This is a genomic window from Lysinibacillus sp. NPDC096212 (genome assembly GCF_044763105.1).
In the GTDB taxonomy this organism is placed as follows: Bacteria; Bacillota; Bacilli; order Bacillales_A; family Planococcaceae; genus Lysinibacillus.
The window spans coordinates 1-26,135 of the sequence record NZ_JBIWFQ010000007.1 but is presented as its reverse complement, the minus strand read 5'-3'; the positions used below and the strand labels follow the sequence as shown (position 1 = coordinate 26,135).

Genomic DNA, 26,135 nt, shown 5'->3' with positions numbered 1-26,135 from the left:
AAGATTGCCCCTGTTTGTATTTTACACATTGAAACGGAATAACATAATATCGCCGTCTTGTACTACATATTCTTTACCTTCAAGACGTACTTTACCAGCTTCTTTAGCAGCAGGTTGAGAACCAGCTTCTACTAAATCATCGAAAGCAACTGTTTCTGCACGAATAAATCCACGTTCAAAGTCTGTATGAATGACTCCTGCACATTGTGGTGCCTTCATACCTTTACGGAACGTCCATGCACGTACCTCTTGTACACCAGCAGTGAAATAAGTTGCTAGTCCTAGTAAATCATATGAAGTACGGATTAATTGGTCTAAACCAGATTCTTTAATGCCTAGTTCTTCTAAGAACATTGCTTTTTCTTCATCATCAAGCTCAGAAATTTCTTCCTCGATTTTTGCACAAATTGTGATAACTTGAGCACCTTCAGCAGCTGCATACTCACGTACCTTTTGCACGTATTCATTATTATCTGCGTCAGCTACTTCATCTTCTGAAACATTCGCCACATAAAGCATAGGTTTAATTGTTAAAAGATGAAGCCCTTTAATAACCTTTAACTCGTCTTCTGAAAGCTCTGCAGCGCGCGCTGGTCGGCCGTTTTCTAATTGTTCTTTAATTTTCATAAGAACTGGTTCTTCAATCATTGCTTCTTTGTCTTTTTGCTTTGCCATTTTGCTAACACGTTGTAATCGCTTATCAACAGATTCTAAATCTGCAAGTGCAAGCTCTAAATTAATAACTTCAATATCGTCAATCGGATCAACTGCACCTGATACGTGTGTAATATTTTCATCTACAAAGCAACGTACTACCTGGCAAATTGCATCTACTTCACGAATATGAGCAAGGAATTTGTTCCCTAAACCTTCACCCTTTGAAGCACCTTTTACGATCCCAGCAATATCTGTGAACTCAAATGCTGTTGGTACTGTTTTTTTAGGTATTACTAATTCTGTTAATTTATCTAAACGTGCATCTGGTACTTCAACAATACCGACGTTTGGATCGATTGTTGCGAATGGATAGTTTGCAGCCAATGCGCCCGCTTTTGTAATTGCGTTAAATAATGTTGATTTTCCAACGTTAGGTAAACCAACGATTCCAGCTGTTAATGCCATGTATGGACACAACCTTTCTATGATCTGTTCAAATTTGCTCTTATCTCCCGTACTAACGGATACTGTGAGGTTACAGAAGTCCTCACTGATTAATCACTGTATAACCCTATCTATTATATTGATTCACTCATAAAAAGTCTAATATACATCAATTTCGCATTGGCGTAATTGCATAGGTTTTATCTTCAATCAGTGGGTGTCAAAACACATACTGATTAAAGATACAAACTATTCTTCACTAGCGGAAATTAAAACCTTTTTCATTTTTTTCTCAAATTCGCGGCGCGGAATCATGACACTATGCTGACAGCCTTCACATTTAATGCGGACATCCGCACCCATCCGAATAATTTTCCACATATTAGTGCCACATGGATGCTGCTTTTTCATTTCAACAATATCGTTTAAACCAAATTTCTTCGCTTCCATATTACTCATTTCTCCCCTCTTCATTTCCATTTACACCATAGAACATCATTTTCGGATGAGCCATTGGTATATTATTTTCTTCAAAGAGTTTTGTAACATCGCGACGAATAGTACGAGCCACCCCGTATTGTTGTTGTGGTAATGTTTCTGCGGCTATACGAATCGTTACCTCTGTACCCTTAACATTTTGTACACCTAAAAAGACAGGTACTGCTACAAGTTCCTTATGAATTTCAGGTAAAGTATCTAAATACTTTTTAATAATAGCCTCAGCTTTTTCAAACTTGGCATCGGTCGTCATTTGTAAATCTATATAAATTTTAGAGTTGTTGACAGAGTAATTGACAACATCACCAATCGAACCATTCGGAATAATAAACTGCTCCCCTGTAGAACCATTAACCTTTGTCGTACGTAAACCGATTTCTACAACAGTTCCTTCAGCTGAATTTATTTTTATATAATCACCAACACCAAATTGGTCTTCAAAAATAATAAAGAATCCAGTAATGACATCCTTCACTAAACTTTGCGCACCAAAACCAATGGCTAAACCGACAATCCCTGCTCCAGCCAATAACCCCGCTATCTTAATCTCCAAGATAGAGAGAATAGCAACGATTGCTGAAAAATAAACAACATAGGAAATGACACTTTGTAATAATCTTGAAATTGTTGTTTGTCGACGTTCTGAATGGTCTAAAGGTGAACGCATACGCATTAAAAACACTTTTTTAATAAACTTTTTTCCTAATCGTACAGCTAGCCACGATGCAATCAAGATAATAGTAATCTTAACCGAAACTTTTGTTATATTTATCCAAAGATCCTCTGACATCAGCTTGTCCCAACCGTTTTTTATTACCCTTTCGTTAAACCAATCCATTATTACCACCTCTTGAATAACTTGCTAAAAATTTGCGTATACTGCATAAAAATCGAGCACTTCTTACAAATAAAAAGGAAAGTGAGTTTTTTTATGAATACTATACCAAAATTGTTACTCCCTTATTCTCTTCATCATGAAAGTAAAAATATCGTTTGGCAGTTGAGTACATTATTTTTAGAACATATACCCTTTCATCATGAACGCCTTATTTTCTGTTGTATTGGAAGTGACCGTTGTACAGGTGATACACTTGGGCCATTAACAGGTAGCTTCTTAAAAAAGTCTGTTAGTTTTCCATATGAAATTGTAGGCTCTTTAGACAATCCTTTGCATGCTCTTAATTTAGACACTACTATGCAACAGCTACACAATCATACTATAAAACCATTCATTATTGCGATTGATGCATGTCTTGGAAGTGAACAAAACGTTGGACATATTTCTGTACAGAATGGACCTATTTTTCCGGGAAAAGCTGTAAAAAAAGAATTACCTCCCATCGGCGATATTTCCATTAAAGGAATAGTCAATGTTGGAGGCTTTATGGAAATGCTTGTTTTACAAAATACAAGACTTCATATTTCTTATGCAATGGCGGAAAAACTTTCAAGAGCTCTGTTGCTCGCTGCACATCGTTACTCACTGAAAAATATAGAAGATAGCAACCACAATGCCGACAATGATGAGACCTGGCAACAAGTTAGCAGCCTTGATCTTAGTTAAGCCTGCTATATTTAAACCAATGGCAAAAATCATAACACCACCTACAGCAGTCATTTCTTGAATAAACATTTGTAGTGCTGCATCTGGTATAAAAGAGCTGATAACACCTGCAAAAAGTGCAATTAATCCTTGATAGACGAATACAGGTACTGCAGATAATAGCACTCCAATACCTAATGTAGATGTTAAGATTATCGATATAAATCCATCGATTAATCCTTTCGTAATAAGTATATTATGATCGCTACGCAGACCACTATCGAGTGCACCAATGACGCCCATGGAGCCAACTACAAATATTAAAGATGCCGTTACAAAACCTTCTGCTATGCCAATTTGATTATTATCAGTGCGATTTTTACTAAATAAAGATTCTACCCATTTTCCAAGTCTATTCATTTGCTTATCTAAATCTAACCACTCACCAATTACTGTACCTACCACTAAACTAATCATTAAAATAATAAAATTATCACTTTCAAAGCCCATTTTAATCCCTAAAAGTGCAACTGCTAAACCAATAATCGATAATACAGTAGATTTCATCGATTCAGGAATATTTTTGAAGATACGTCCTACTAATGCACCTACCATAATAAGCAAAGCGTTAATTAATGCCCCTAGTAATACCACGTCCCAACCTTCCTTCTCTCTAGAAAAATAGAGAGCGCCTTGTAGTTCGGCGCTCTGATCACGTTATCGATATTTCTCTTATTCTTCCTCTTCCTGTAAATTTAATATTTCTAAAATACGTTCTAAATCATCTTCAGAGTAAAATTCAATTTCAATTTTCCCTTTATTATTAGCTTTCCTAATTTGTACATTTGTTCCAAAGTAATCACGTAACTGTGATTCCTTTGCTGCCACGAATATATCTTTTTTCTTTATTTGAGTTGTTTCACGTGAAACTTCTTCATTCAAATTGTGTACTAACATTTCAACTTGACGTACGTTTAACCCTTGTTTAATGACCTTATTTGCCACTTCTGATATTCTTCTTTTATTTTTCAATCCAAGTAACGCTCGTCCTTGCCCCATCGATAGTGTTCCATCATTCATAAACTCACGAACATCCTCTGGTAATGCAAGTAAACGAACATGATTGGCAATATGCGGTCTACTTTTCCCTAATCTTTTGGATAGCTCCTCTTGTGTTAAATGTAAGCTTTCCATTAAGCTTTGATATGCTTCAGCCTCTTCAATAACTGTCAAATCTTCACGCTGTAAATTTTCTAAAATAGCTAGTTCCATCATTTGCGCATCTGATAGCTCTTTTATAATAGCTGGAATAACCTCTAAACCTGCTAATTGAGTCGCTCTATAACGGCGTTCTCCAGCAACGATTTCATATTTACGTCCTTTTTTACGTACAGCAATCGGCTGTAAAATACCATGTTCCTGTATAGAGTCAGCTAATTCTTGTAAAGTTTCTTCATCAAAAATTTTACGAGGCTGAAATGGGTTCGCGGCGATAAGCTCTAATTGTATTTCTTCCACTTGCCCACTTTGTTCTATAGACTCTCCAGGAAATAATGCACCTATGCCTCTTCCTAAACCTTTAGCCATTTTTAATCACTTCCCTCGCCATCTCTAAATACACTTCTGCACCTCTTGATTTTGCATCATAAATGATAATCGGCTGCCCATGACTTGGAGCCTCACTTAATCGCACATTACGAGGAATAATTGTTTTGTATACTTTATCCTGGAAATACTTTTTCACTTCATCAATAACTTGTAAGCCTAGGTTTGTTCTAGCATCAAGCATCGTCAACAATACTCCGTCAATGTATAATTGCTGATTTAAATGTTTTTGCACTAAACGGACAGTTGATAACAACTGACTTAACCCCTCTAATGCGTAATATTCGCATTGTACAGGAATAATAAGCGCATCCGAAGCAGTTAAAGCATTAATTGTTAGTAGCCCTAACGAGGGCGGGCAATCAATAATAATATAATCATAGTTTTCTTTTACATCTTGAAGTGCGTGCTTTAAACGTACTTCTCTGGAAATTGTTGAAACTAATTCAATTTCTGCTCCTGCTAGTGAAATGGTTGCTGGAACGATTGCTAAGTTTTCGACATTTGTTTGTTGAATGACATTTTCAACGTTTTCATCATCAATTAATACATCATAAATGCAGCCTTGAAGTTCTCCTTTATTAACACCAAGTCCACTTGTTGTATTTCCTTGTGGATCAGTATCGATTAAGAGCACTTTCTTCCCTAAGTATGCTAGACAAGCGCTCAAATTGACCGATGTCGTTGTTTTTCCTACGCCACCCTTTTGATTGGCGATTGCTATAATTCTACCCATTTAAAAGCACCTGCTTTCATCTATCAAAGTTCACTTTGATAAATCATTTGTAAAATCACTGATCAATTATGCCTCGGCATAATTGTGTCCGGATTCGGCTTTGTGCTTAGGCCTGCACGATGCAGGTCAGTTAGCCGTTATCGCATGGATGCGATGGTTTTAGGCTAACATCCTCTAAGCACTCCTTTCCGAATCCGTGACATCCGCCGCCGGAGGCTTTAGGCCAACAGATGTTTTTTGCGCGAAAGCGTAGTGCTAACGTAGCGTCAGCAGCACGAAGTTGGTTACTCAGTCGTGTGTTGTTGCTGTCGCTTCGCTTTCGCACAGATAAAACCGTGTTGCTGTCGCTTCGCTTTCGCACAGATAAATTGCCACAGGACGTGGCGTTCTTAGACTGAGTTCCCCTATTTCAGCGGATGTTTGGACACCCGCTGAAAAGTAACTTAAACCCGCATTCATATTACCACTTATAGAGGTGAGAGACTACTGTACCTGTCGCTACGCTTTCGGTACAAAAAACACTTGTAACTGCCGTTTCACTTTCGTTACAAAAAACACTTACTGAAAGAAGTTAAATATCTCTATCTTACTTTCATTCTATCAAAAAAACAGAAAATAGTTGTATAAAATATTAAGAATATATGCAAAAAAGGAGACATCTCAGAAATATTACTGAGATGCCTCCATAGTAAAGAGCTATAAAAGTGGCTCATCATCATAACGTAACGTTGATTTCCGTTCCGGCTGGGCGCTTTGTTGCTGTCGCTTCGCTTTCGCACAGTAAACATTTGTTGCTGTCGCTTTGCTTTCGCACAGTAAACATTTGTTGCTGTCGCTTTGCTTTCGCGTAGAGCAAAGCTTCCTGGGCCTTCCAACTCCCGCTCCTATCAACTTATATACCTGGTATACGTTATACAAATGTCATCCTCAACTTTGATGATGTTATGAAAGTCAATTCTTTATTTTTCTAATATAATTTCAATTACGACTTAAGACTTTTTCTTTTTAGGTATTTTCACTGTAATTTGATAATATTCCTCTGTGTCTTCTTCTTCAGTCTTAACTGTTATACCGCTCTTTGTTACCATAGATAACGATTGTTTAATCGTATTTAAGGCAATGCGTACGTCTTTACTAATGGCCTTACGTTTCGGCTTTACTTTCTTTGGCTCCGCTTCTTCTTGAACTTCTGCCTCCGGATGTAATAAAGAATAAATTTGTTCTTCTAACTGACGAACATTCCAATCATTTCCAATCGTTTGTTGTAAAACTTCTAGCTGTAACGACCGATCTTTAATTGCAATTAATGCACGTGCATGTCGTTCAGAGATTTCACGCTTCAAAATAGCTTGCTGCACTTCTTCAGGCAGCTTTAGTAAACGTAATTTATTGGCTACCGTGGATTGTCCTTTTCCAAGTCGTTGGGCAAGAGCTTCTTGTGTCAGCTCATGAAGCTCTAATAATTTTTGATAGGCAACAGCTTCTTCAATTGCTGTTAACTCCTCACGCTGTAGGTTCTCGATTAACGCGATAGAGGCTGTTTCCTTATCAGATAAATTTCTTATAATTGCCGGGACTTCTGTCCATTGTAGCTTTTTCATTGCTCGATAGCGACGCTCACCAGCAATGATTTCATATTGATTTTCTGCTGTTTTACGTACAACAATTGGCTGAATTACACCATGTGTATGAATGGTTCTTGATAATTCTTCAATTTTTTCATCATCAAAAATAGTACGTGGCTGAAAACGGTTAGGCACAATTTGATCAATAGGCAGCTTTATAACTTCTTCTGCTGCATGAACCGTCTCTGCTTGTTCTACTTCATTTTTCACAATAGGCTCAGTTTTATTTCCGCCTCCAAAAAAACGTGAAAAAGGACTTTTCATCCAAGTGGCACCACCTTTAAGTAACTATCTTGCTCTGTTTCATTCTATTATTATTTATTATATTTCTTAAAATGTATATAGTTCGTAGATGTCATTTGCGTGAACCATCCATAACTAGTATGTATGCTCAAAATAGAAAAAATATTTTCTACTTTGAGAAGTTTCACATGAAACACTAATTATTGAATTGGTGTTTTATTTGGTACACCTGGTTTACGCGGGTATTTTTTCGGTGTTCCTTTTATTTTATCAAAGATATATAACATGCGGTCACTTTCTTCAACAGGTAGTAGGAAAGAAAATTCTTCTTTTAGCGTAACCCCTAATGTGGCCAATGCTTTTTTTGCATCTTTTAATTCTTCCGCACCAGCTGCTGCTTTTAAAGCAACAAAATAGCCACCTTGCTTTGCTAGTGGTACACATAACTCCGATAAGACCGATAATCGGGCTACTGCACGAGCTGTTACAACATCAAACTGTTCACGATATTTCGCATTTTGTGCAAATTCCTCTGCACGGGCATGTACGAAATTCATATTATCTAATTGTAACTCATCACTTAAATGATTTAAAAATGTAATTCTTTTATTTAAAGAATCGACAATTGTTACATGTAAATGTGGGAAACAGATTTTAATTGGAATACTTGGAAAACCAGCACCTGCTCCAACATCACAAACTGTCGTCACTTTTGAAAAATCAAAATAGAAAGAGGCACTAATCGAATCATAAAAATGCTTTAAATAAACACCTTCTAAATCCGTAATAGCAGTTAAGTTCATCTTTTCATTCCACTCAACAAGTAACTCAAAGTATTTTTTAAATTGAGCAATCTGCTTTTCAGAAAGTTCAATGCCCTTTTTCTTCAGAGCCTCGATAAATTGTTGTTCGTTCATGTAAAGTCTCCTTTTTCTAACTGGCTTTACTATCCCTATTATTGATTTGTAAGCATGTATTCGTTCACATTTACAAATCAACTACTATATAAAAATAAGATTAGCCTTAAAAATAGGAAGCGGGCACAAAGGTATGCCCGCCTCTTATTCACTTTACTGTTGTTCATTATTCGCCGCTGACGCGGGCAATTTTACCTTGCTCAATATAAACAAGTAATATTGAAATATCTGCTGGGTTTACACCAGAGATTCGCGATGCTTGGGCGATGGAAAGTGGTGTAACTTGTTTTAATTTTTGTCGAGCTTCTGTTGCTAGACCTGAAATAGCGTCATAATCGATATTTTCAGGAATTTTTTTATTTTCCATTTTATGAAGCTTCTCAACTTGTTGCAATGCTTTTTCAATATAACCTTCATACTTAAGCTGAATTTCAATTTGTTCCTTCACTTCATCCGAAAACTCTATGTCTGCTGGAATTAACGAAGAAACTAACTCATAATGCATTTCTGTACGTTTTAATAAATCTGCTCCACGGATACCATCTTTTAGCTCACTACCACCTACAGAGCGAATAGTAGCTTGTGTTGCTTCATTTGGTTTAATAATCACTTCACGGAGACGTGCAATTTCGTTTTCAATCAGCTCTTTTTTCTCATTGAATGTTGCATATCTTTCTTCAGTAATCATTCCCATATTATAACCTAGCTCTACCAAACGTAAGTCAGCGTTATCATGACGAAGTAGTAAACGATATTCTGCACGAGATGTTAGTAAGCGATACGGTTCATTTGTTCCTTTTGTTACTAAATCATCAATTAATACGCCAATATAAGCATCTGAACGACTTAAAATTAATTCTTGTTTTTCAAGCACATTAGCAGCCGCATTTATCCCAGCCATTAAGCCTTGAGCAGCCGCTTCCTCGTAACCTGATGTTCCGTTGATTTGACCAGCAGTATACAACCCTTTAATACGTTTTGTTTCTAAAGTTGGCCACAATTGTGTTGGCACGATTGCATCGTATTCAATAGCATAGCCAGCACGCATCATTTCTGCTTTTTCTAAGCCTGGAATTGATTTTAGTAAACGTGTTTGTACATGCTCTGGTAAGCTAGTCGATAAACCTTGTACATATACTTCACGTGTATTGCGACCTTCTGGCTCTAAGAAAATTTGGTGGCGCGGTTTATCGTTAAATCGCACAACCTTGTCTTCAATAGAAGGGCAATAACGTGGACCCGTACCTTTAATCATCCCTGAGTACATCGGTGAAAGATGTAAGTTTGCCTCGATAATTTCATGTGTTTCTAGGCTTGTATAAGTTAACCAACAAGGAAGCTGATCCGTGATGAATTCAGTTGTTTCAAAGCTGAATGCACGTGGAACATCATCTCCTGGTTGAATCTCTGTTTTATCATAATCAATCGTACGGTTATTCACTCGTGGTGGTGTACCTGTTTTAAAACGCACAAGGTCAAAACCAAGCTCTTTTAAGTTATCAGCTAAACGAATTGACGGTTGTTGGTTATTAGGACCACTTGAATATTTTACGTCACCAATAATGATTTCACCACGAAGGAATGTACCTGTTGTGATAACAACTGTTTTAGCGCGGTAAATAGCACCAATTTGTGTAATAACACCTTGTACTTCCCCGTCTTCAATTATTAGCTCTTCCACCATTCCTTGCTGAATTGTCAAATTCTCAGTTTCCTCCAACACACGTTTCATTTCTTGTTGGTATAAAACTTTGTCCGCTTGTGCACGTAATGCACGCACAGCAGGACCTTTCCCTGTATTTAACATCCGCATTTGAATATGCGTTTTATCAATAACTTTCCCCATGACGCCACCTAATGCGTCAATTTCTCGTACTACAATTCCTTTGGCAGGACCACCAATGGAAGGATTGCATGGCATAAATGCAATCATATCTAAATTGATTGTTAACATCAGTGTGTTAGCACCCATTTTGGCAGCAGCGTGTGCAGCTTCAGAACCTGCGTGACCTGCGCCAATTACGATAACATCAAACGTGCCTGCCTCATAATTTGTTGGCATAGCTCGTATCTTCCTTTCTTTAGTAAAATTATTTTCCTAAACAGAACTGTGAAAATAACTGATTGATTAGGCTTTCTTGTACTGTGTCGCCAATAATTTCCCCAAGTATTTCCCAAGTTCTAGTAACATCTATTTGCACCATATCAACAGGTACACCAGCTTGTGCTCCAGCTAATGCATCCTCGACCGTTGCTTGTGCTTGATGAAGTAATGCAATATGTCTTGCATTTGAAACATATGTTAAATCGCCCGCTTCAATTTGCCCTTCAAAGAATAGCGCAGCAATCGCTTCCTCTAGCTCTGCGATGCCCTCTTCCTGTAAAAGAGAAGTTGTCACAACGCGATGATTGCCTGCTAGCTCTTTGACACGAGCTACATCAATTTTTTGCGGTAGATCTGTTTTATTGACAATAACGATGTAATCCATCGCTTGAATTGTTTCGAATAGACGCTCATCTTCGACAGTCAATTCCTCTGCGTAGTTTAAAACAAATAAAATTAAATCTGCGCCACGTAACGCCTCACGTGAACGTTCAACACCAATTCGTTCGACGATATCCTCTGTCTCTCGAATACCAGCTGTATCGACTAAACGAAGCGGAACACCACGTACATTCACATACTCTTCTATAATATCACGAGTTGTACCTGCTATATCTGTCACAATAGCCTTATTCTCCTGTACTAAGCTATTTAAAAGAGAAGATTTCCCAACGTTTGGGCGGCCTAAAATAACAGTTGATAGACCCTCTCGTAATATTTTCCCTTGAGAAGATGTTTGCAAAAGTTTAATAATTTCATTTCGTACCCATGTACATTTTTCTACTAATACGGGAACTGTCATCTCTTCTACATCATCATACTCCGGATAATCTATATTAACCTCTACTTGTGCTAATGTCTCTAGTAATGCTTGGCGTAAGTCACCAATTAAACGCGATAATTTGCCATCCATTTGTCCCAACGCAACATTCATCGCTCTATCAGTTTTTGCTCTTATTAAATCCATGACTGCCTCAGCCTGTGATAAATCGATACGTCCATTTAAGAATGCGCGTTTTGTAAATTCACCTGGCTCTGCGAGTCTTGCTCCATTTGTTAATGCTAGCTTTAATACACGGTTCACCGAAACTAGTCCCCCGTGACAGTTAATTTCTATTACATCCTCACGAGTGAATGTTTTAGGTCCGCGCATTAATGACAGCATTACTTCCTCTACAACCTCATTTGTTTTTGGATCGACCAAATGTCCATAATGAATTGTATGTGAAGCCTTCGTTGCTAAACTTTTACCACCAGGCGATCTGAATATTTTATCTGCAATCGCGACTGCTTCGTCCCCACTTAAACGAACAATAGCAATAGCTCCTTCACCCATAGGTGTGGATATCGCAGCAATTGTATCGAACTCCATTTAATGACCTCCTTAACGTTATCCACATGTGGATAAATAAAACCGACCAATACTTACTAACACCTTAGACTAACATATTTTTTGCAAAATCTAAAGTAAGGATAATTTCCAATTGTGGATAATCAGAAAGCTCTACATTATAGCACGTATTTCGACAAAAACTGCGAATGCTAGAACGTTCTTTCTAGATCATAAAAAAACTATTTTGCCAATGAATAAAGTATGCTCTTCGGCAAACGGGGGGTTGATTTCCGTTCCGACTGAGCGCTTTCCTGGGGGCGTCCGATGAGCCCCAAGGAGTCGCTCAGTCTCCACTCCAATCAACTACTTGGCATATATCTTCTGGCATGTCACTCAAAATTTATAGTGATAAAACAAAAACTTCAGCTATTTTTGTCTGTGCGAAAGCGAAGTGGTAGCAATAACTGGTGTACAATTGTGTCACTGTTATAAGTCTTTTCTTTTCTATTTATGGTAAGTGTTCACTTTTGAATTGAATGATACTTATAAAAGTTCTACACTATCGCTGATTGGAGTGGAAGGCTATTCGACTCCCGTGGGAAAGCGAGACAGGCGAGACCCTGCATGTAGCGGATGTTTTCCGTGCGAAAGCGAAGCGACAGCAACGCCAGCGGAGGAAGCGAGTAGCCTGGAACGGAAATCACCCTCATCTGAAGTAACCACAACATTCACAATGATTCCCTTGACCATCTTATTATTTCAACAACATAAAAAAGTCATTTTATCATGAAGATAAAATGACTTTTTATTTTTGTCTGTATGTTTTTTACGAAGTTTAGCCGTTCTTTACAGGTTCAATGACTAAATAACGATTAGGCTCCGTTCCTTCTGAGTATGTTTCAATATCAAGGCGATTTGCCAATTGATTATGAATAATTTTTCTCTCGTACGACTGCATTGGCTCAAATGTCACACGCTGATTTAAGCGAAGTGCTTTATCCGCCATACGATCTGCTAGTAACTCCAAAGCTACTTGACGACGTTCACGATAGTTTTCTACGTCTAATTTCACCATTAAGAACTGCTTGGCACTTTTATTTAATACAAGTTGTATTAATTGCTGCAAAGAATTTAATGTTTGACCACGTTTTCCTATAAGCAGTGCAGCTTTCTCGCTTTTCAGTTGAAATATGACATATTTCCCTTCACGTGTCGTTTCAATTTCAAGATCATGAATATCCAATTGTTCAGCAATATTTACTAAATAAGTCTTTGCATCTTCAATTGGGTTTACCGAGGATTCTTCTTCCTCTTTTTGTACCTCTACGACTTGTTGAACAGCTTCGATATCACTTAGTTGTTCAGAAACTTGTGAACTTATTGTTTCAACATCATCTATTACTGTTGGTTCGACAAATTGAGTCGTATTTTGCTGTTCAGCTTTTTCATCTTCAATTATCGGTCGAACCTGTACTTCCTTTACTGTTACACGAACTTCTGCAGATCGTGCCCCAAAACCTAAAAATCCTTTTCTACCTTCTTGTAAAACTTCAACATCTACTTGTTCACGGGTTTTGCCAAGTTTCTGTAACGCCAATGAGATCGCTTTTTGTGTTGTTGCGCCTATTTGCGTAAGTTGTTTCACTTTTTAGCCCCTCCATTTTGAGCAGGTTGTGTTTTATTTTTCTCCCAAGGTTTGTAAATAAACAGGTTTTGAGCAATCGAAATAATGTTACCGACTACCCAGTATAATGATAATGCTGCTGGTAATGCCATACCGAAAGCAATAATCATAAATGGCATAATGTACATCATTATTTTCATTTGAGGGTTATCCATCGCTGGGCCCGTACGTAAAACTAGGAATTGCATTAAACCAGCAGTAATTGCTAATGCCGGTGCTGTTTCTGCTAATGGGAAAATAAAGAAATTCCCTAAATCAAAAGCAGGTGTAGCATTCATACGACTAATCGCATGGTAGAAACCAATTAAAATTGGCATTTGAATGAATACAGGTAAACATCCAGCAACTGGATTGACACCAGACTCACTCATAAGCTGCATCATCTCTTTTTGATACTGTTGCTGTGTCTGTGCATCCTTAGAAGCATACTTCTTTTGCAATTCCTTCAATTTCGGCTGAATTTCTTGCATTTTTTTAGAGCTCTTTGTTTGTTTAATCATCAATGGAAGAACGGCTAAACGAATAATAATCGTTACAACAATGATCCCCCATGCATATGAACCGAGCAAATCAGCAAAGTATTTTATCGCTGACACTAAAGGCCAAACAATGAATTCATTCCAGAAGCCTGTGCTTTCTTTGGAGATTGGTTCTTTAAATTCTGTACAACCAGATAGTAGTAATGCTACTGATGCTAGCGACAAAATTACCCAAAGTTGTTTCTTCAACCTTTTTCCCCCTACAAATACTATTCACTTTTTCTAAAACTATATGCATTCTCTTCTTTATACATTTACAGTTTCCTGCAACTGAATAAAGTTATCAGTTATTTTATCATGCATATATCGTTTCACTCTACTAAATATTCTAACAATGGGCACATATTTGCTAAGTAATGTTACTAATAATTCATATATTGCAGTGAAAATCCATTTCTAAAATACCCCTAAGCGTATTTTCAATGAATTCACTTTCGCGCAGAAACTAAACTATTCTATTTCACCACTTTGGTTGCCATCCATATTAGGCTTTCTTCAATACTTTTGCGATTCGTAGTACATGCTGCAAACTTTGTTTTACTTCATGAAAATCCATTGTGGCCGCCGGCTGTCTGGCGATAATAACATAGTCCATATTCGGCTTTAGTTCATCCTTTAATTCATGAATACTTTGTCGAATATAGCGTTTGATCTGGTTGCGTGTTACTGCATTCCCAAGCTTTTTACTAACCGATAATCCTATACGAAATTCCGTTTGTCCCTCTTTTTCTAAAAAATATACGACAAACTGACGATTAGCGAAAGATTTACCCTTTTTAAACACCTTTTGAAAATCATCGTTTTTCTTCACTCGTTGGCGTTTTTTCATTACTTTCACCTGCTACTCGATAATTATCCTTTGATCCTCATTTTTAGGTTTACCAAAAATAAAGAAAAAAAAGACCACTGATGTGTCTCAGTGGACTTATTTTATGCTGATAATACTTTTCTTCCTTTACGACGGCGAGCAGCAAGAACTTTGCGACCGTTTTTCGTGCTCATACGTGCGCGGAAACCGTGAACTTTGCTGTGCTTACGTTTTTTTGGTTGGTAAGTACGTTTCATTTATATAGACACCTCCTGGATGAGTTGAATTTTTCAACATACAGACTTGAATATTATATAAAGTAACTAGTTATTTTGTCAATGAATTTTATAAATTTCTATATTTACGCAAATCTATGTCTATATTTCACTTCGATCATCTTCTACTGAATAAAAATAAATTATCCACAGAATACTTGTTTTTTTTACACAGAGTTGTGTATAGTATTTTTTGCATATTTTTTTATCCACAACATTTATCTACAGCTTTTTCACATAAGCAGACCTTGTGGACAACTAGGTAGTGCATAAATAGAAGGTATGTGGATAAGTTTCGCAAACTATTGAAATAGCTTTGTTTTTCTGATACGATATCTGTGCTTCACTTTGTTGAAAACTGAAATGAACTTTTATTTTATCCACAACTGTTGATATGCTGTGGATAATTTTTATCACAGCCTTTGGTTAACTTTTATCCACAACTTGTGAGTTTGTGGACTAGTTGTAAAATGAACGTATTTACCGTTTCTATAAATGCGCTTTTAATTGTATTGAACTGAAAAGGAGATTAGCAGCTTGGAACATTTAGAAGAACTATGGAATAATGTCCTGGCTCAAGTTGAACAAAAAATTTCTAAACCAAGCTTCGAAACGTGGCTAAAGTCTACTAAACTACTTTCCTACAATGGTAGTGGTTCTACTGTGACAATTGCTGCGCCAAATTCGTTTGCTCGAGACTGGCTTGAAAATCATTATATTCATTTGATTACAGGTATATTAACGGAGCTTACAGGCGAAGACTTGCTTATTAAGTTTGTTGTTCAAAAAAACCAGGATTCGGACGATTTCGATTTACCAGCGCCGATTATCCAAGCAAAAAATGACGATCATCATGATATTTCACCAGGTATGTTAAACCCGAAATATACTTTTGATACGTTTGTTATTGGCTCTGGTAACCGCTTTGCACATGCTGCCTCGCTAGCTGTCGCAGAAGCGCCTGCGAAGGCTTATAACCCATTTTTTATCTATGGGGGAGTAGGGCTTGGCAAAACACACTTAATGCATGCGATTGGTCATTATGTACTTGAACATAATCCAAATGCAAAGGTGGTATATTTATCATCTGAAAAATTTACAAATGAATTTATTAACTCAATTCGAGATAATAAGGCACTTGATTTCCGCAATAAATATCGCAATGTAGATGTACTGCTAATTGATGATATTCAATTTCTAGCTGGAAAAGAATCAACTCAAGAAGAATTTTTCCATACTTTTAATACATTGCATGAAGAATCGAAACAAATTGTTATTTCCAGTGACCGTCCTCCTAAGGAAATACCGACATTGGAAGATCGTTTACGTTCTCGATTCGAATGGGGACTAATTACAGATATTGCGCCCCCTGATTTGGAAACTCGTATCGCCATTCTTCGAAAAAAAGCAAAGGCTGATGGCCTAGAAGTGCCAAATGAAGTCATGCTCTATATTGCGAACCAGATTGACTCCAATATTCGGGAGCTTGAAGGTGCGCTTATTCGCGTCGTTGCCTATTCATCACTTGTTAACAAGGATATTAATGCAACTTTGGCTGCTGAAGCATTAAAGGATATTATCCCTAATTCAAAGCCACGGACTGTCACGATATTAGACATTCAAAATGCAGTAGGAGAGCATTTTAACATTCGTTTAGAGGATTTTGTCGCTAAAAAACGTACAAAGTTAATTGCCTTCCCACGTCAAGTCGCCATGTTTTTATCTCGCGAATTAACAGATTTTTCGCTGCCGAAAATTGGCGAAGAATTTGGTGGACGTGACCATACTACTGTTATCCATGCGCACGAAAAAATATCTTCTATGTTGAAAAATGACGTTCAGCTACAGCAAGATATTAAACAAATTCGAAGCATGCTAGGAAAATAATGCTGTGGACAACACAAACATTTAAACACAAACTTATACACAGTCTATCTACATGTGGATAGACTGATTTTATTCACTTGAAAGTACTTATCCACAAATCCACAGGGCCTATTACTATATCTTTTTTATTTTATATAAATAAATAATATAAATATGTGAGGGAAAACGAATGAAATTTGATATTTTACGTGACCGTTTATTAGAGGGTTTAAATGATGTCATGAAAGCCGTAAGTTCAAAAACGACTATTCCGATTTTAACGGGAATAAAAATTGATGTAACAGATGAGGGTATTCGCTTAACAGGTAGTGATGCTGATATTACAATTCAAACATTTATTCCAGTTGAAGAAGATGGCCAACAAATAATTCATATTACAGAAACAGGATCAATAGTTGTACAAGCACGTATGTTCAATGAAATTGTACGTAAGTTACCAACAAATGAGGTTGAAATTCAAGTAACAATTGGTTTCCAAACTCATATTCGTTCAGGTAAATCTGAATTCCACTTAATTGGCTCAGATGCTGCTGAATATCCTTTACTACCCGAATTAACAGAGGATCAAAAATTTACTATTCCTGCAGATCTATTAAAGTCAATTATCCGTGAAACAGTATTCGCTGTTGCCACTTCAGAAAGTAGACCAGTGTTGACAGGTGTAAACTGGCAGATAAAAAATGAAACATTAATCTGTGTTGCAACAGATAGCCACCGTTTGGCAAGACGTAAAGTTCAACTGGAAAATTTACCTGAGGTTGAACATAGTGTTGTAATTCCTGGTAAAAGCTTAAATGAGTTAAATAAAGTTTTAGAGGATTCTACAAATCTTGTACAAATTGTTATAACAAGTCAGCAAGTGTTGTTTAAAACTGGAGAGGTTTTATTCTTCTCTCGTTTACTTGAAGGTAACTACCCAGATACATCACGTTTAATTCCAGAAGAGTACCAAACAAATCTAACGATTAATGGTAAATCATTATTACAAGCAATCGATCGTGCATCTCTTGTTGCTCGTGGCGATCGTAACAATGTTGTACGTTTTGAGATTTTAGATAATCAAGCTGTTGAAGTTTCTTCCAATTCTCCGGAAATCGGTAAAGTACAAGAGGAAATTCCTGTTGAGTCATTAGAAGGGGAGAACTTAAAAATTTCTTTCAGTGCGAAATACATGATGGAAGCATTAAAAGCAATTGATGGTCAAGAGGTAGTCGTTCAATTCACAGGGGCAATGAGACCATTTATTTTACGTTCTGTTCATGACGATGCTATTTTACAATTGATTTTACCTGTACGTACGTATTAAAAAATCAATTAAACCGAAGGCAAATTGTGCCCGGAATCAGTTGAAAGAAGTAAACAATTTTTGTTGGAGAGAATAAACTCCATAATTTCAAACTCAAAGGACTTTGAAAAATGTACTGATAGTCGCTAATTGCGGCTATCTTTTTTTACTTATGACGAATTTTTAGGTATGATAGAGAGATAGACGATCTGTATTTGGAGGGGAACTCAGCTATGAAGGACATTGAAATTGATGTAGAGTTTGTCACATTAGGACAACTTTTAAAAATAACCGATGCCATTAGCTCTGGTGGCATGGCCAAGTGGTTTTTACACGAAAATGATGTATATGTAAATGGAGAAATAGATGATCGCCGCGGTCGTAAATTACGTGACGGTGACATTGTAAATATTCCTGGATGTGGTCGATTTCGTATCGTTGGTGCCGCTGGACAGTAGATTATGCATATAGAGCAATTAAAACTTACAAATTATCGTAACTATGATGCCTTAGCTTTAAACTTCTCTCCAAAAATTAATGTTTTCATTGGTGAAAATGCTCAAGGGAAAACTAATGTTATGGAATCTATTTACGTATTGGCGATGGCTAAATCCCACCGCACAACGAACGATAAAGAATTAATACGTTGGGATTCAGACTATGGTAAAATAGAAGGGGCCATTCAAAAAAGGCATGGTATTTTACCAATTGAACTTACGATTACGAAAAAAGGCAAAAAAGGTAAGATAAATCACATAGAACAAAGTCGCCTAAGTCATTATATTGGCCAAATGAATGTCGTGATGTTTGCACCCGAAGATTTAAATGTCGTAAAGGGAAGTCCGCAAATACGACGACGTTTTATTGATATGGAGATTGGGCAGATTTCGCCTGTCTATTTACATGATTTATTAACCTTTCAAAAAGTTTTAAAGCAACGTAACCACTTTTTAAAGATGAATCAAGGTAAAGCTATGCCAGATGACGTGATGTACGAGGTTTATAATGAACAATATATTCACGCAGCTACCCAAATTATTCGAAAAAGATTTCAATTTATGGATTTATTGCAGGAGTGGGCAGAGCCAATTCACGCAGGTATTTCACAAGGGAAGGAAACGTTAGCTATTAAATACCGCACAGTAGCTGGTATTGAAAAAGAGCATACTTCCAGTGAAATTGAAAACTTCTTGCATAAAAAGCTAATAGAAGCTAAGCCGCGTGAATTTGATCGAGGTGTAACACTAGTTGGTCCACATCGAGATGATTTGCAGTTTTTAGTAAATGACTATGATGTTCAGACATATGGTTCACAAGGACAGCAACGTACAACCGCTCTTTCATTAAAACTTGCTGAAATCGAATTAATTAAACAAGAAACAAATGAAACACCCATACTACTTTTAGATGATGTATTGTCGGAACTCGACGATTATCGCCAATCGCATTTATTAAATACCATTCAAGGTGAAGTTCAAACCTTTGTTACGACTACAAGTGTTGATGGAATTCACCATGAAACGATGGAGCATGCACAGCTGTTTCACGTGAAACAAGGAGCGATTGAAGAAAGTTAGCCCGGGAGTTTTTTAGATTACAAAAGAATGGTAATAGTCAGCTCGGTTGACTGTTCATTCATTTACACACAATGATGTTATGAAGGAGTAGATGAAAGCCGTGGCTATAGAGAATGAAGGTTTACAAAATCAAGCTTATGAAGCCGATCAGATACAGGTATTAGAAGGTTTAGAAGCTGTACGTAAAAGACCAGGGATGTATATCGGTTCAACAAGCTCTAAAGGGCTTCACCATTTAGTATGGGAAATTGTTGATAATAGTATTGATGAAGCTCTTGCAGGATTTTGTACAGATATAAAAGTAACAATAGAAAAAGACAATTGGATTCGTGTAGAAGACAATGGTCGTGGTATTCCGGTAAGTATTCAAGAGAAAATGGGTAAGCCTGCTGTTGAGGTTATTATGACAGTGCTCCATGCTGGCGGTAAATTCGGCGGTGGAGGATACAAAGTATCAGGCGGTCTTCATGGTGTAGGTGCATCTGTTGTAAATGCTCTATCAGTTGAGACGATCGTTCAAGTTCATCGTGAGGGTCATATTCATGAAATTAAATTTGAACGTGGGAGAACTGCGCAAGAGCTAACGGTTATCGGTGATTCAGATCATAATGGAACAACTACACGTTTTAAAGCAGACCCTGAAATATTTAAAGAAACGACTGTTTATGAATATGATATTTTAGCACATCGTATTCGTGAATTAGCTTATTTAAATCGTGGTATCAAGATTACAATTGCTGATGAACGCGAAGGCGAGGAACGTTCTACTACGTATCATTATGAAGGTGGTATTCGTTCTTATGTTGAGCATTTGAATCAATCTAAAGAACCAATCCATGATCCAATAGATGTTCTTGGAGAAAAAGATGGTATTTCAGTTGAAATTGCTATGCAATATAATGCTGGATTCTCTTCAAATATCTTTTCATTTGCTAATAACATTAATACGTATGAAGGCGGTACACATGAGTCTGGTTTTAAAACAGCTCTGACACGTGTTATTAATGATTACGCACGAAAAAATGGCCTATTAAAAGAATCAGATACAAACCTTACTGGTGAGGATGTTCGTGAAGGGTTAACAGCTATTGTTTCAGTTAAGCACCCTGATCCACAATTTGAAGGACAAACAAAAACAAAGCTTGGTAACTCTGAAGTTAGCCAAATTACTAACTCCTTATTCTCAGATGGTTTTGAACGATTTATGTTAGAAAATCCAACTGTCGCTCGTAAAGTTGTTGAAAAAGGTTTAATGGCTGCTCGTGCACGTGTCGCTGCTAAAAAAGCACGTGAATTTACACGTCGTAAAAGTGCACTTGAAGTATCAAGTTTACCAGGTAAATTAGCTGACTGTTCATCAACAAATCCAGCTGAATGTGAAATTTATATCGTTGAGGGTGACTCTGCCGGAGGATCTGCGAAATCTGGACGTGATCGACACTTCCAAGCGATTTTACCATTACGTGGTAAAATACTAAACGTCGAAAAAGCGCGTTTAGATAAAATTTTATCGAACGCAGAAATTCGTGCGATGATTACAGCATTCGGCACAGGTATTGGTGAAGAGTTTACTTTAGAAAAGGCTCGTTATCATAAAATTGTTATTATGACAGATGCCGATGTCGATGGTGCCCACATTCGCACATTACTACTAACATTCTTCTTCCGTTTCCTTCGACCACTCGTAGAGGCAGGTTATATTTATATTGCACAGCCACCTCTTTATCAAGTAAAGCAAGGTAAGCATGTTGAATATTGCTATGATGAAGAAACATTAAAAGAAATTTTAGAACGATTACCAAAAATGCCAAAACCAAATGTGCAACGCTACAAAGGTCTTGGGGAAATGAATGCAGAGCAGCTTTGGGAAACTACAATGGATCCTGAGCACCGCACATTGTTACAAGTAGAATTAGATGATGCAATTAAAGCAAACCAAGCATTTGAGCGTTTGATGGGCGATGAAGTTGAACCTCGTCGTCAATTTATCGAAGAAAATGCAGTATACGCTAATTTAGATATTTAATTTTTCTTGAGAGGAGGTCTACACTTTGTCAGAACAAGAACGCTCCGGTGTTAAAGGAGTTAATATAACAAAAGAAATTGAAACATCCTTCCTCGATTATGCGATGAGTGTAATCGTTTCTCGTGCATTACCAGACGTACGAGATGGATTAAAGCCTGTACATCGCCGTATTTTATATGGCATGCAAGAGCTAGGGAATACAGCAGATAAAGCGTACAAAAAATCAGCACGTATCGTTGGGGACGTAATGGGTAAATACCACCCACATGGTGACTCATCCATCTATGATGCAATGGTACGAATGGCGCAAAATTTCAGCTATCGTTACATGCTAGTCGATGGTCATGGTAACTTCGGATCTGTCGATGGCGACGGAGCGGCAGCGATGCGTTATACGGAATCACGTATGTCTCGTATAGCGATGGAAATGCTTCGTGATATTAATAAAGACACAATTGACTATACAGATAACTATGATGGTTCAGAAAAGGAACCTATTGTCCTTCCGAGTCGCTATCCAAACTTATTAGTAAATGGAGCGGCAGGAATTGCGGTTGGTATGGCGACAAATATTCCGCCACATCAACTTGGTGAAACGATAGATGCTGTGATCGCACTTTCAGAAAATCCAGCTATCACAACAGAAGAATTGATGGAAATCATCCCAGGACCTGATTTCCCAACTGGTGGATTAATTTTAGGTCGTAGCGGTATTCGCCGTGCTTACGAAACAGGTCGTGGCTCGATCATTATTCGCGCAAAGGTAGAGATTGAACAAAAATCAAATGGTAGAGAAACAATTCTTATTCATGAATTACCATACCAAGTAAATAAAGCTAAGCTTATTGAAAAAATAGCAGAGCTTGTACGCGATAAAAAAATTGATGGTATTACAAACCTACGTGATGAATCTGACCGACGTGGTATGCGAGTAGTCATTGAAGTTCGTAAAGATGCAAATGCTAATGTAGTTTTAAATAATTTATATAAACAAACAGCCATGCAGTCGAGCTTCGGTATTAATATGCTGTCATTAGTAAATGGTCAACCTAAAGTAATGGGCTTAAAAGAAATGCTGTATCATTATTTAGAGCACCAAAAGGTTATTATTCGTCGTCGTACGGAATTTGAATTAAGAAAAGCGGAAGATCGTGCACATATTTTAGAGGGCTTACGTATTGCCCTTGATCATATCGATGAAATTATTGCTATTATTCGTGGTTCACGTAGTGGTGATGAAGCGAAACCTCAATTAATGGAACGATTTGATTTATCTGAACGTCAAGCGCAGGCAATTTTAGATATGCGTTTAGTTCGTTTAAGTGGATTAGAGCGTGAAAAAATTGAAGCAGAATATCAAGAACTTCAAATTTTAATTGCTGAATTAAAAGCAATTTTAGCGGATGAGGCTAAAATTGTTGATATTATTCGTACTGAAATAGTAGAACTAAAAGAACGCTTTAACGATAAACGTCGTACTGAAATTACTTCTGGCGGTTTAGAAATGATTGAGGACGAGGATTTAATCCCAGTCGAAAATTCAGTTGTAACTTTAACGCACAATGGTTATGTCAAACGTTTAGCTGCGAATACATATCGCAGTCAAAAACGTGGCGGTCGTGGTGTACAAGGTATGGGCACAAATGAAGATGATTTTGTAGAGCATCTTATGAATACATCTACACACGATACAATTTTGTTCTTCACTTCTAAAGGGAAAGTATTTAGAGCAAAAGGTTATGAGATTCCGGAATTTGGCCGTACAGCGAAAGGATTACCGATTGTTAACTTACTCAATATTGATAAAGGTGAGAAAGTAACAGCAATGATCCGTGTTGGTTCATTTGATGAAGATGCATACTTTATCTTCACAACTAAAACAGGTATTACAAAGCGTACACCAGTATCTCAATTTGCTAATATCCGAACAAACGGCTTAATAGCTATAAGTTTACGAGAAGATGATGATCTTATTTCTGTTCGTTTAACAGATGGCGAGAAACAAGTGATTATCGGTACTCGTGATGGAATGCTTGTACGTTTCCAAGAGGATGATATTCGTTCAATGGGCCGTACTGCAGGTGGTGTACGAGGTATTAAACTACGTGATGGTGACGAAGTAGTTGGTATGGAAATCGTTGAACCAGGGCAGGAAATTTTAGTTGTTACAGCAAAAGGTTACGGTAAACGTACTTCTGAAGAGGAATATCGTTTACAGAGCCGTGGTGGTGTTGGATTAAAAACAATTCAAATCACTGATAAAAACGGTCCAATGGTAGCTGTAAAAACTGTTGATGGCTCGGAAGATTTAATGCTGATCACAATTAACGGTATGCTAATCCGTATGGATGTGAATGATATCTCATTAATTGGTCGTAGTACACAGGGAGTTCGTTTAATTCGTTTAAGCGATGAAGAGCTTGTTGCAACTGTAGCGAAGGTTGAAAAAGAAGAAGAATCTAACGAAGAATCTAATGAAGAATCTAATGAAGAATCTAACGAAGAATCTAATGAAGAAAATGATCAAGTAGAAGAATAATAAAAGACCGATGACGACAGCTAATGTTGCCGTTCATCGGTTTTTTAGTATAAATCATGAAAAATAAGTAATTATTTTGAATTCCATGATAAAATAAAATTAACCTTATATTTAAGCAAGTGAAATAGTGAAGAGGAGTTAATTGCGTGGAAACTATACATATCCCTATTTCAGAGTTACGCGTTGGAAAAGTAATTTCTGAAGATATTTTTGCTAATACACAATATCCAATAATTTTTAAAAACACGATAATTTCCCATGAACATTTACCAGTTTTTTTCGCTTTTAATATTTCGAGAGTCCCAGTTTATAAAGATGGTATAGAGGCTCGATCGGAGATAAAAGAAACAGAATTAGTTGTTCCGATAGAGGCTATTCCAACATTTAAAAAGATTTATGACAATTCTATTGAGCAATTCAAAAAGGAATTTAAAAATTGGGAAGCTGGTGCAAAGGTAGATATTACGAAAGCACGTAAAATTATTTTGCCATTATTAGAAATGGTTTTAGAAGATCGTACCATCATTTTTGAATTAAATGAGTATTCAAATCCAAAAGACTATTTGTACCATCATTGTGTAGCAACAGCATTGATTTCTTCGGTGATTGCACAAAAATTAGGCTATGACAAAGGAATTACAATTCAAGTTGCAATTGGAGGGTTATTAGCTGATTGTGGAATGGCAAAAATTCATCCACGTATCCGTGATAAAAAAACAACCTTAACAGAGCAGGAGTTTGATGAAATTTATAAGCATCCAACTTATAGCTACGATATGGTCAAAGATTTAACAATCTTAAAGGATACAATGAAAGAGGCTATTTTCCAGCACCACGAGCGTTTAAACGGTAGTGGCTATCCGAAAGGGGAAAAAATCGCTAATATTTCTACTTTTGCTCAAATTATCGCGGTTGCAGATGTATTCCATGCAATGACTTGTGAGCGAGTGTATAGAGCTAAGCAATCTTCCTTTAAAGTCATAGAGATGATTAATGAATCTGAATTTGGGAAGTTTGATATTAAAGTAGTTCGTGCACTGATAGATATTGTTGCCGACCTTCCTCTAGGAACAATAGTTGAACTATCTAATCTGGAACAAGGCGAAGTGATGTTTGTAAATAAATTTGCACCAACTCGACCACTTATCAAATTAAGCCACACAGGGGAGATATTTGATTTAGGAAAAAATCGTACCTTCTATATTTCACGTATTATAACAAATTTATAATAGTTGAAAGGCAACCCATTAACATTGGTGTTCGCCTTTTTTATTTTTAATTCGATTGATAAATTATTTAGGTGATAAAACCAAAGTATCAACAAAGATTTCAACCTCTAGCTAAGTACGAGAAAATTGATATCTTTGAAATGATTTCACTTCTTTCAGCAAATGTTTTATGTAAGGTAAGTGAAACGGCAGCTACAAGTGTCTTTTGTAGCGAAAGCAAAGCGTCAGCTACAGAAGTCTCCTACCTCTATAGGTGGTGAGATGAATGCTGATTTAAGGCTAACTAATCTTCTGAACAAAGTGGTTTAGAAGAAGAATAATAGATTTTAAAAGACTTTTAATTTTTTTCGAGAAAGTGTTGACATAGTTTTAGATTCTTGATACTATTAGTGAGTCGCCAAGAGGTGACACTTAAAACAAAGATTAATGAACCTTGAAAACTGAACAAGCAAAACGTAATCAATATAGTTTTTAGTAGCTAACCTTGAGTTGGTGAACGAAACAAAATTTTGGACATCAAACATGATGCCAGCAAAACAATTTGAGCTAATCAAATTTCTTTTTATGGAGAGTTTGATCCT

Annotated in this window: 22 protein-coding genes; 8 read left to right on the top strand and 14 right to left on the bottom strand. The window is 36.9% G+C overall.

Annotated elements, in window-relative coordinates:
- Positions 1-21: 21 nt before the first annotated feature.
- The 3 genes from ychF to ACIQ7T_RS09025 all read right to left on the bottom strand — a co-directional run bounded on the left by ychF (position 22) and on the right by ACIQ7T_RS09025 (position 2,437).
- A complete protein-coding gene (ychF, locus tag ACIQ7T_RS09035) occupies positions 22-1,122 on the bottom strand; it encodes a redox-regulated ATPase YchF (RefSeq protein WP_402869887.1) in 1,101 nt (366 codons plus the stop codon).
- A 228-nt stretch (positions 1,123-1,350) separates the two neighbouring features.
- Entirely contained in the window at positions 1,351-1,551 is a 201-nt protein-coding gene (locus ACIQ7T_RS09030; protein WP_370077973.1) for a DUF951 domain-containing protein, read from the bottom strand.
- 1 nt (position 1,552) lies between these two features.
- Entirely contained in the window at positions 1,553-2,437 is an 885-nt protein-coding gene (locus tag ACIQ7T_RS09025; protein WP_370077929.1) for a mechanosensitive ion channel family protein, read from the bottom strand.
- A 93-nt stretch (positions 2,438-2,530) separates the two neighbouring features.
- Here ACIQ7T_RS09025 and yyaC point away from each other — a divergent pair, with 93 nt between their 5' ends.
- Entirely contained in the window at positions 2,531-3,163 is a 633-nt protein-coding gene (gene yyaC / locus ACIQ7T_RS09020; RefSeq protein WP_370077931.1) for a spore protease YyaC, read from the top strand.
- Here yyaC and ACIQ7T_RS09015 read toward each other — a convergent pair.
- The 11 genes from ACIQ7T_RS09015 to rpmH all read right to left on the bottom strand — a co-directional run bounded on the left by ACIQ7T_RS09015 (position 3,080) and on the right by rpmH (position 14,993).
- Positions 3,080-3,796 carry a DUF554 domain-containing protein gene (locus ACIQ7T_RS09015; RefSeq protein ID WP_402869885.1) on the bottom strand — a complete coding sequence of 239 codons (717 nt, stop codon included), beginning with the start codon at positions 3,794-3,796 and terminating at the stop codon, positions 3,080-3,082. The genes yyaC and ACIQ7T_RS09015 overlap by 84 nt on opposite strands.
- Before the next feature lie 78 nt (positions 3,797-3,874).
- The gene (locus ACIQ7T_RS09010; RefSeq protein WP_402869883.1) at positions 3,875-4,729 is read right to left on the bottom strand and encodes a ParB/RepB/Spo0J family partition protein; all 855 of its coding nucleotides are present in this window, start codon (positions 4,727-4,729) and stop codon (positions 3,875-3,877) included.
- The gene (locus ACIQ7T_RS09005; protein ID WP_142510024.1) at positions 4,722-5,483 is read right to left on the bottom strand and encodes a ParA family protein; all 762 of its coding nucleotides are present in this window, start codon (positions 5,481-5,483) and stop codon (positions 4,722-4,724) included. Before ACIQ7T_RS09005 ends, ACIQ7T_RS09010 begins: the two co-directional genes overlap by 8 nt.
- A 989-nt stretch (positions 5,484-6,472) precedes the next feature.
- Entirely contained in the window at positions 6,473-7,372 is a 900-nt protein-coding gene (noc, locus tag ACIQ7T_RS09000; protein ID WP_402869881.1) for a nucleoid occlusion protein, read from the bottom strand.
- Between the two features lie 179 nt (positions 7,373-7,551).
- A complete protein-coding gene (rsmG, locus tag ACIQ7T_RS08995; RefSeq protein WP_402869879.1) occupies positions 7,552-8,268 on the bottom strand; it encodes a 16S rRNA (guanine(527)-N(7))-methyltransferase RsmG in 717 nt (238 codons plus the stop codon).
- 166 nt (positions 8,269-8,434) lie between these two features.
- A complete protein-coding gene (gene mnmG / locus ACIQ7T_RS08990) occupies positions 8,435-10,330 on the bottom strand; it encodes a tRNA uridine-5-carboxymethylaminomethyl(34) synthesis enzyme MnmG (RefSeq protein ID WP_370077943.1) in 1,896 nt (631 codons plus the stop codon).
- 28 nt (positions 10,331-10,358) lie between these two features.
- Positions 10,359-11,744 (bottom strand): tRNA uridine-5-carboxymethylaminomethyl(34) synthesis GTPase MnmE, encoded by a 1,386-nt coding sequence (gene mnmE / locus ACIQ7T_RS08985; protein WP_370077945.1) that lies wholly within the window; start codon positions 11,742-11,744, stop codon positions 10,359-10,361.
- 796 nt (positions 11,745-12,540) lie between these two features.
- Positions 12,541-13,350 carry an RNA-binding cell elongation regulator Jag/EloR gene (gene jag, locus ACIQ7T_RS08980; RefSeq protein WP_402869877.1) on the bottom strand — a complete coding sequence of 270 codons (810 nt, stop codon included), beginning with the start codon at positions 13,348-13,350 and terminating at the stop codon, positions 12,541-12,543.
- Positions 13,347-14,117: a membrane protein insertase YidC gene (gene yidC / locus ACIQ7T_RS08975; protein ID WP_402869875.1), complete on the bottom strand. Its 771-nt coding sequence runs from the start codon at positions 14,115-14,117 to the stop codon at positions 13,347-13,349. Before yidC ends, jag begins: the two co-directional genes overlap by 4 nt.
- Before the next feature lie 295 nt (positions 14,118-14,412).
- Positions 14,413-14,757, bottom strand: coding sequence for a ribonuclease P protein component (gene rnpA / locus ACIQ7T_RS08970; RefSeq protein ID WP_370077951.1), 345 nt, complete (start codon positions 14,755-14,757; stop codon positions 14,413-14,415).
- Between the two features lie 101 nt (positions 14,758-14,858).
- Positions 14,859-14,993, bottom strand: a complete 135-nt coding sequence (gene rpmH, locus ACIQ7T_RS08965) for a 50S ribosomal protein L34 (protein ID WP_004233310.1) — start codon at positions 14,991-14,993, stop codon at positions 14,859-14,861.
- A gap of 555 nt (positions 14,994-15,548) precedes the next feature.
- Between rpmH and dnaA the strand changes: the two genes are divergently transcribed.
- The 7 genes from dnaA (at position 15,549) to ACIQ7T_RS08930 (ending at position 25,554) form a co-directional block, all read left to right on the top strand.
- Positions 15,549-16,898 carry a chromosomal replication initiator protein DnaA gene (gene dnaA, locus ACIQ7T_RS08960; RefSeq protein ID WP_142510017.1) on the top strand — a complete coding sequence of 450 codons (1,350 nt, stop codon included), beginning with the start codon at positions 15,549-15,551 and terminating at the stop codon, positions 16,896-16,898.
- Positions 16,899-17,067: 169 nt separating this feature from the next.
- Positions 17,068-18,204, top strand: coding sequence for a DNA polymerase III subunit beta (gene dnaN / locus ACIQ7T_RS08955; RefSeq protein ID WP_370077953.1), 1,137 nt, complete (start codon positions 17,068-17,070; stop codon positions 18,202-18,204).
- 212 nt (positions 18,205-18,416) lie between these two features.
- On the top strand, positions 18,417-18,641 hold the full coding sequence (gene yaaA / locus ACIQ7T_RS08950) for a S4 domain-containing protein YaaA (RefSeq protein WP_370077955.1): 225 nt from the start codon (positions 18,417-18,419) through the stop codon (positions 18,639-18,641).
- 3 nt (positions 18,642-18,644) lie between these two features.
- Positions 18,645-19,760, top strand: a complete 1,116-nt coding sequence (recF, locus tag ACIQ7T_RS08945; protein WP_402869872.1) for a DNA replication/repair protein RecF — start codon at positions 18,645-18,647, stop codon at positions 19,758-19,760.
- A gap of 91 nt (positions 19,761-19,851) precedes the next feature.
- Entirely contained in the window at positions 19,852-21,786 is a 1,935-nt protein-coding gene (gyrB, locus tag ACIQ7T_RS08940; RefSeq protein ID WP_370077959.1) for a DNA topoisomerase (ATP-hydrolyzing) subunit B, read from the top strand.
- A gap of 25 nt (positions 21,787-21,811) precedes the next feature.
- Entirely contained in the window at positions 21,812-24,325 is a 2,514-nt protein-coding gene (gene gyrA / locus ACIQ7T_RS08935; RefSeq protein ID WP_402869870.1) for a DNA gyrase subunit A, read from the top strand.
- 146 nt (positions 24,326-24,471) lie between these two features.
- Positions 24,472-25,554 carry an HD-GYP domain-containing protein gene (locus tag ACIQ7T_RS08930; RefSeq protein WP_402869868.1) on the top strand — a complete coding sequence of 361 codons (1,083 nt, stop codon included), beginning with the start codon at positions 24,472-24,474 and terminating at the stop codon, positions 25,552-25,554.
- Positions 25,555-26,135: the final 581 nt, after the last annotated feature.

Bases quoted from the DNA above. Each gene is read 5' to 3' on its own strand.
- ychF (WP_402869887.1), bottom strand. From the start codon at position 1,122: ATGGCATTAACAGCTGGAATCGTTGGTTTACCTAACGTTGGAAAATCA.
- ACIQ7T_RS09030 (WP_370077973.1), bottom strand. From the start codon at position 1,551: ATGGAAGCGAAGAAATTTGGTTTAAACGATATTGTTGAAATGAAAAAG.
- ACIQ7T_RS09025 (WP_370077929.1), bottom strand. From the start codon at position 2,437: ATGGATTGGTTTAACGAAAGGGTAATAAAAAACGGTTGGGACAAGCTG.
- yyaC (WP_370077931.1), top strand. From the start codon at position 2,531: ATGAATACTATACCAAAATTGTTACTCCCTTATTCTCTTCATCATGAA.
- ACIQ7T_RS09010 (WP_402869883.1), bottom strand. From the start codon at position 4,729: ATGGCTAAAGGTTTAGGAAGAGGCATAGGTGCATTATTTCCTGGAGAG.
- ACIQ7T_RS09005 (WP_142510024.1), bottom strand. From the start codon at position 5,483: ATGGGTAGAATTATAGCAATCGCCAATCAAAAGGGTGGCGTAGGAAAA.
- noc (WP_402869881.1), bottom strand. From the start codon at position 7,372: ATGAAAAGTCCTTTTTCACGTTTTTTTGGAGGCGGAAATAAAACTGAG.
- rsmG (WP_402869879.1), bottom strand. From the start codon at position 8,268: ATGAACGAACAACAATTTATCGAGGCTCTGAAGAAAAAGGGCATTGAA.
- mnmG (WP_370077943.1), bottom strand. From the start codon at position 10,330: ATGCCAACAAATTATGAGGCAGGCACGTTTGATGTTATCGTAATTGGC.
- mnmE (WP_370077945.1), bottom strand. From the start codon at position 11,744: ATGGAGTTCGATACAATTGCTGCGATATCCACACCTATGGGTGAAGGA.
- rnpA (WP_370077951.1), bottom strand. From the start codon at position 14,757: ATGAAAAAACGCCAACGAGTGAAGAAAAACGATGATTTTCAAAAGGTG.
- rpmH (WP_004233310.1), bottom strand. From the start codon at position 14,993: ATGAAACGTACTTACCAACCAAAAAAACGTAAGCACAGCAAAGTTCAC.
- dnaN (WP_370077953.1), top strand. From the start codon at position 17,068: ATGAAATTTGATATTTTACGTGACCGTTTATTAGAGGGTTTAAATGAT.
- yaaA (WP_370077955.1), top strand. From the start codon at position 18,417: ATGAAGGACATTGAAATTGATGTAGAGTTTGTCACATTAGGACAACTT.
- recF (WP_402869872.1), top strand. From the start codon at position 18,645: ATGCATATAGAGCAATTAAAACTTACAAATTATCGTAACTATGATGCC.
- gyrB (WP_370077959.1), top strand. From the start codon at position 19,852: ATGAAAGCCGTGGCTATAGAGAATGAAGGTTTACAAAATCAAGCTTAT.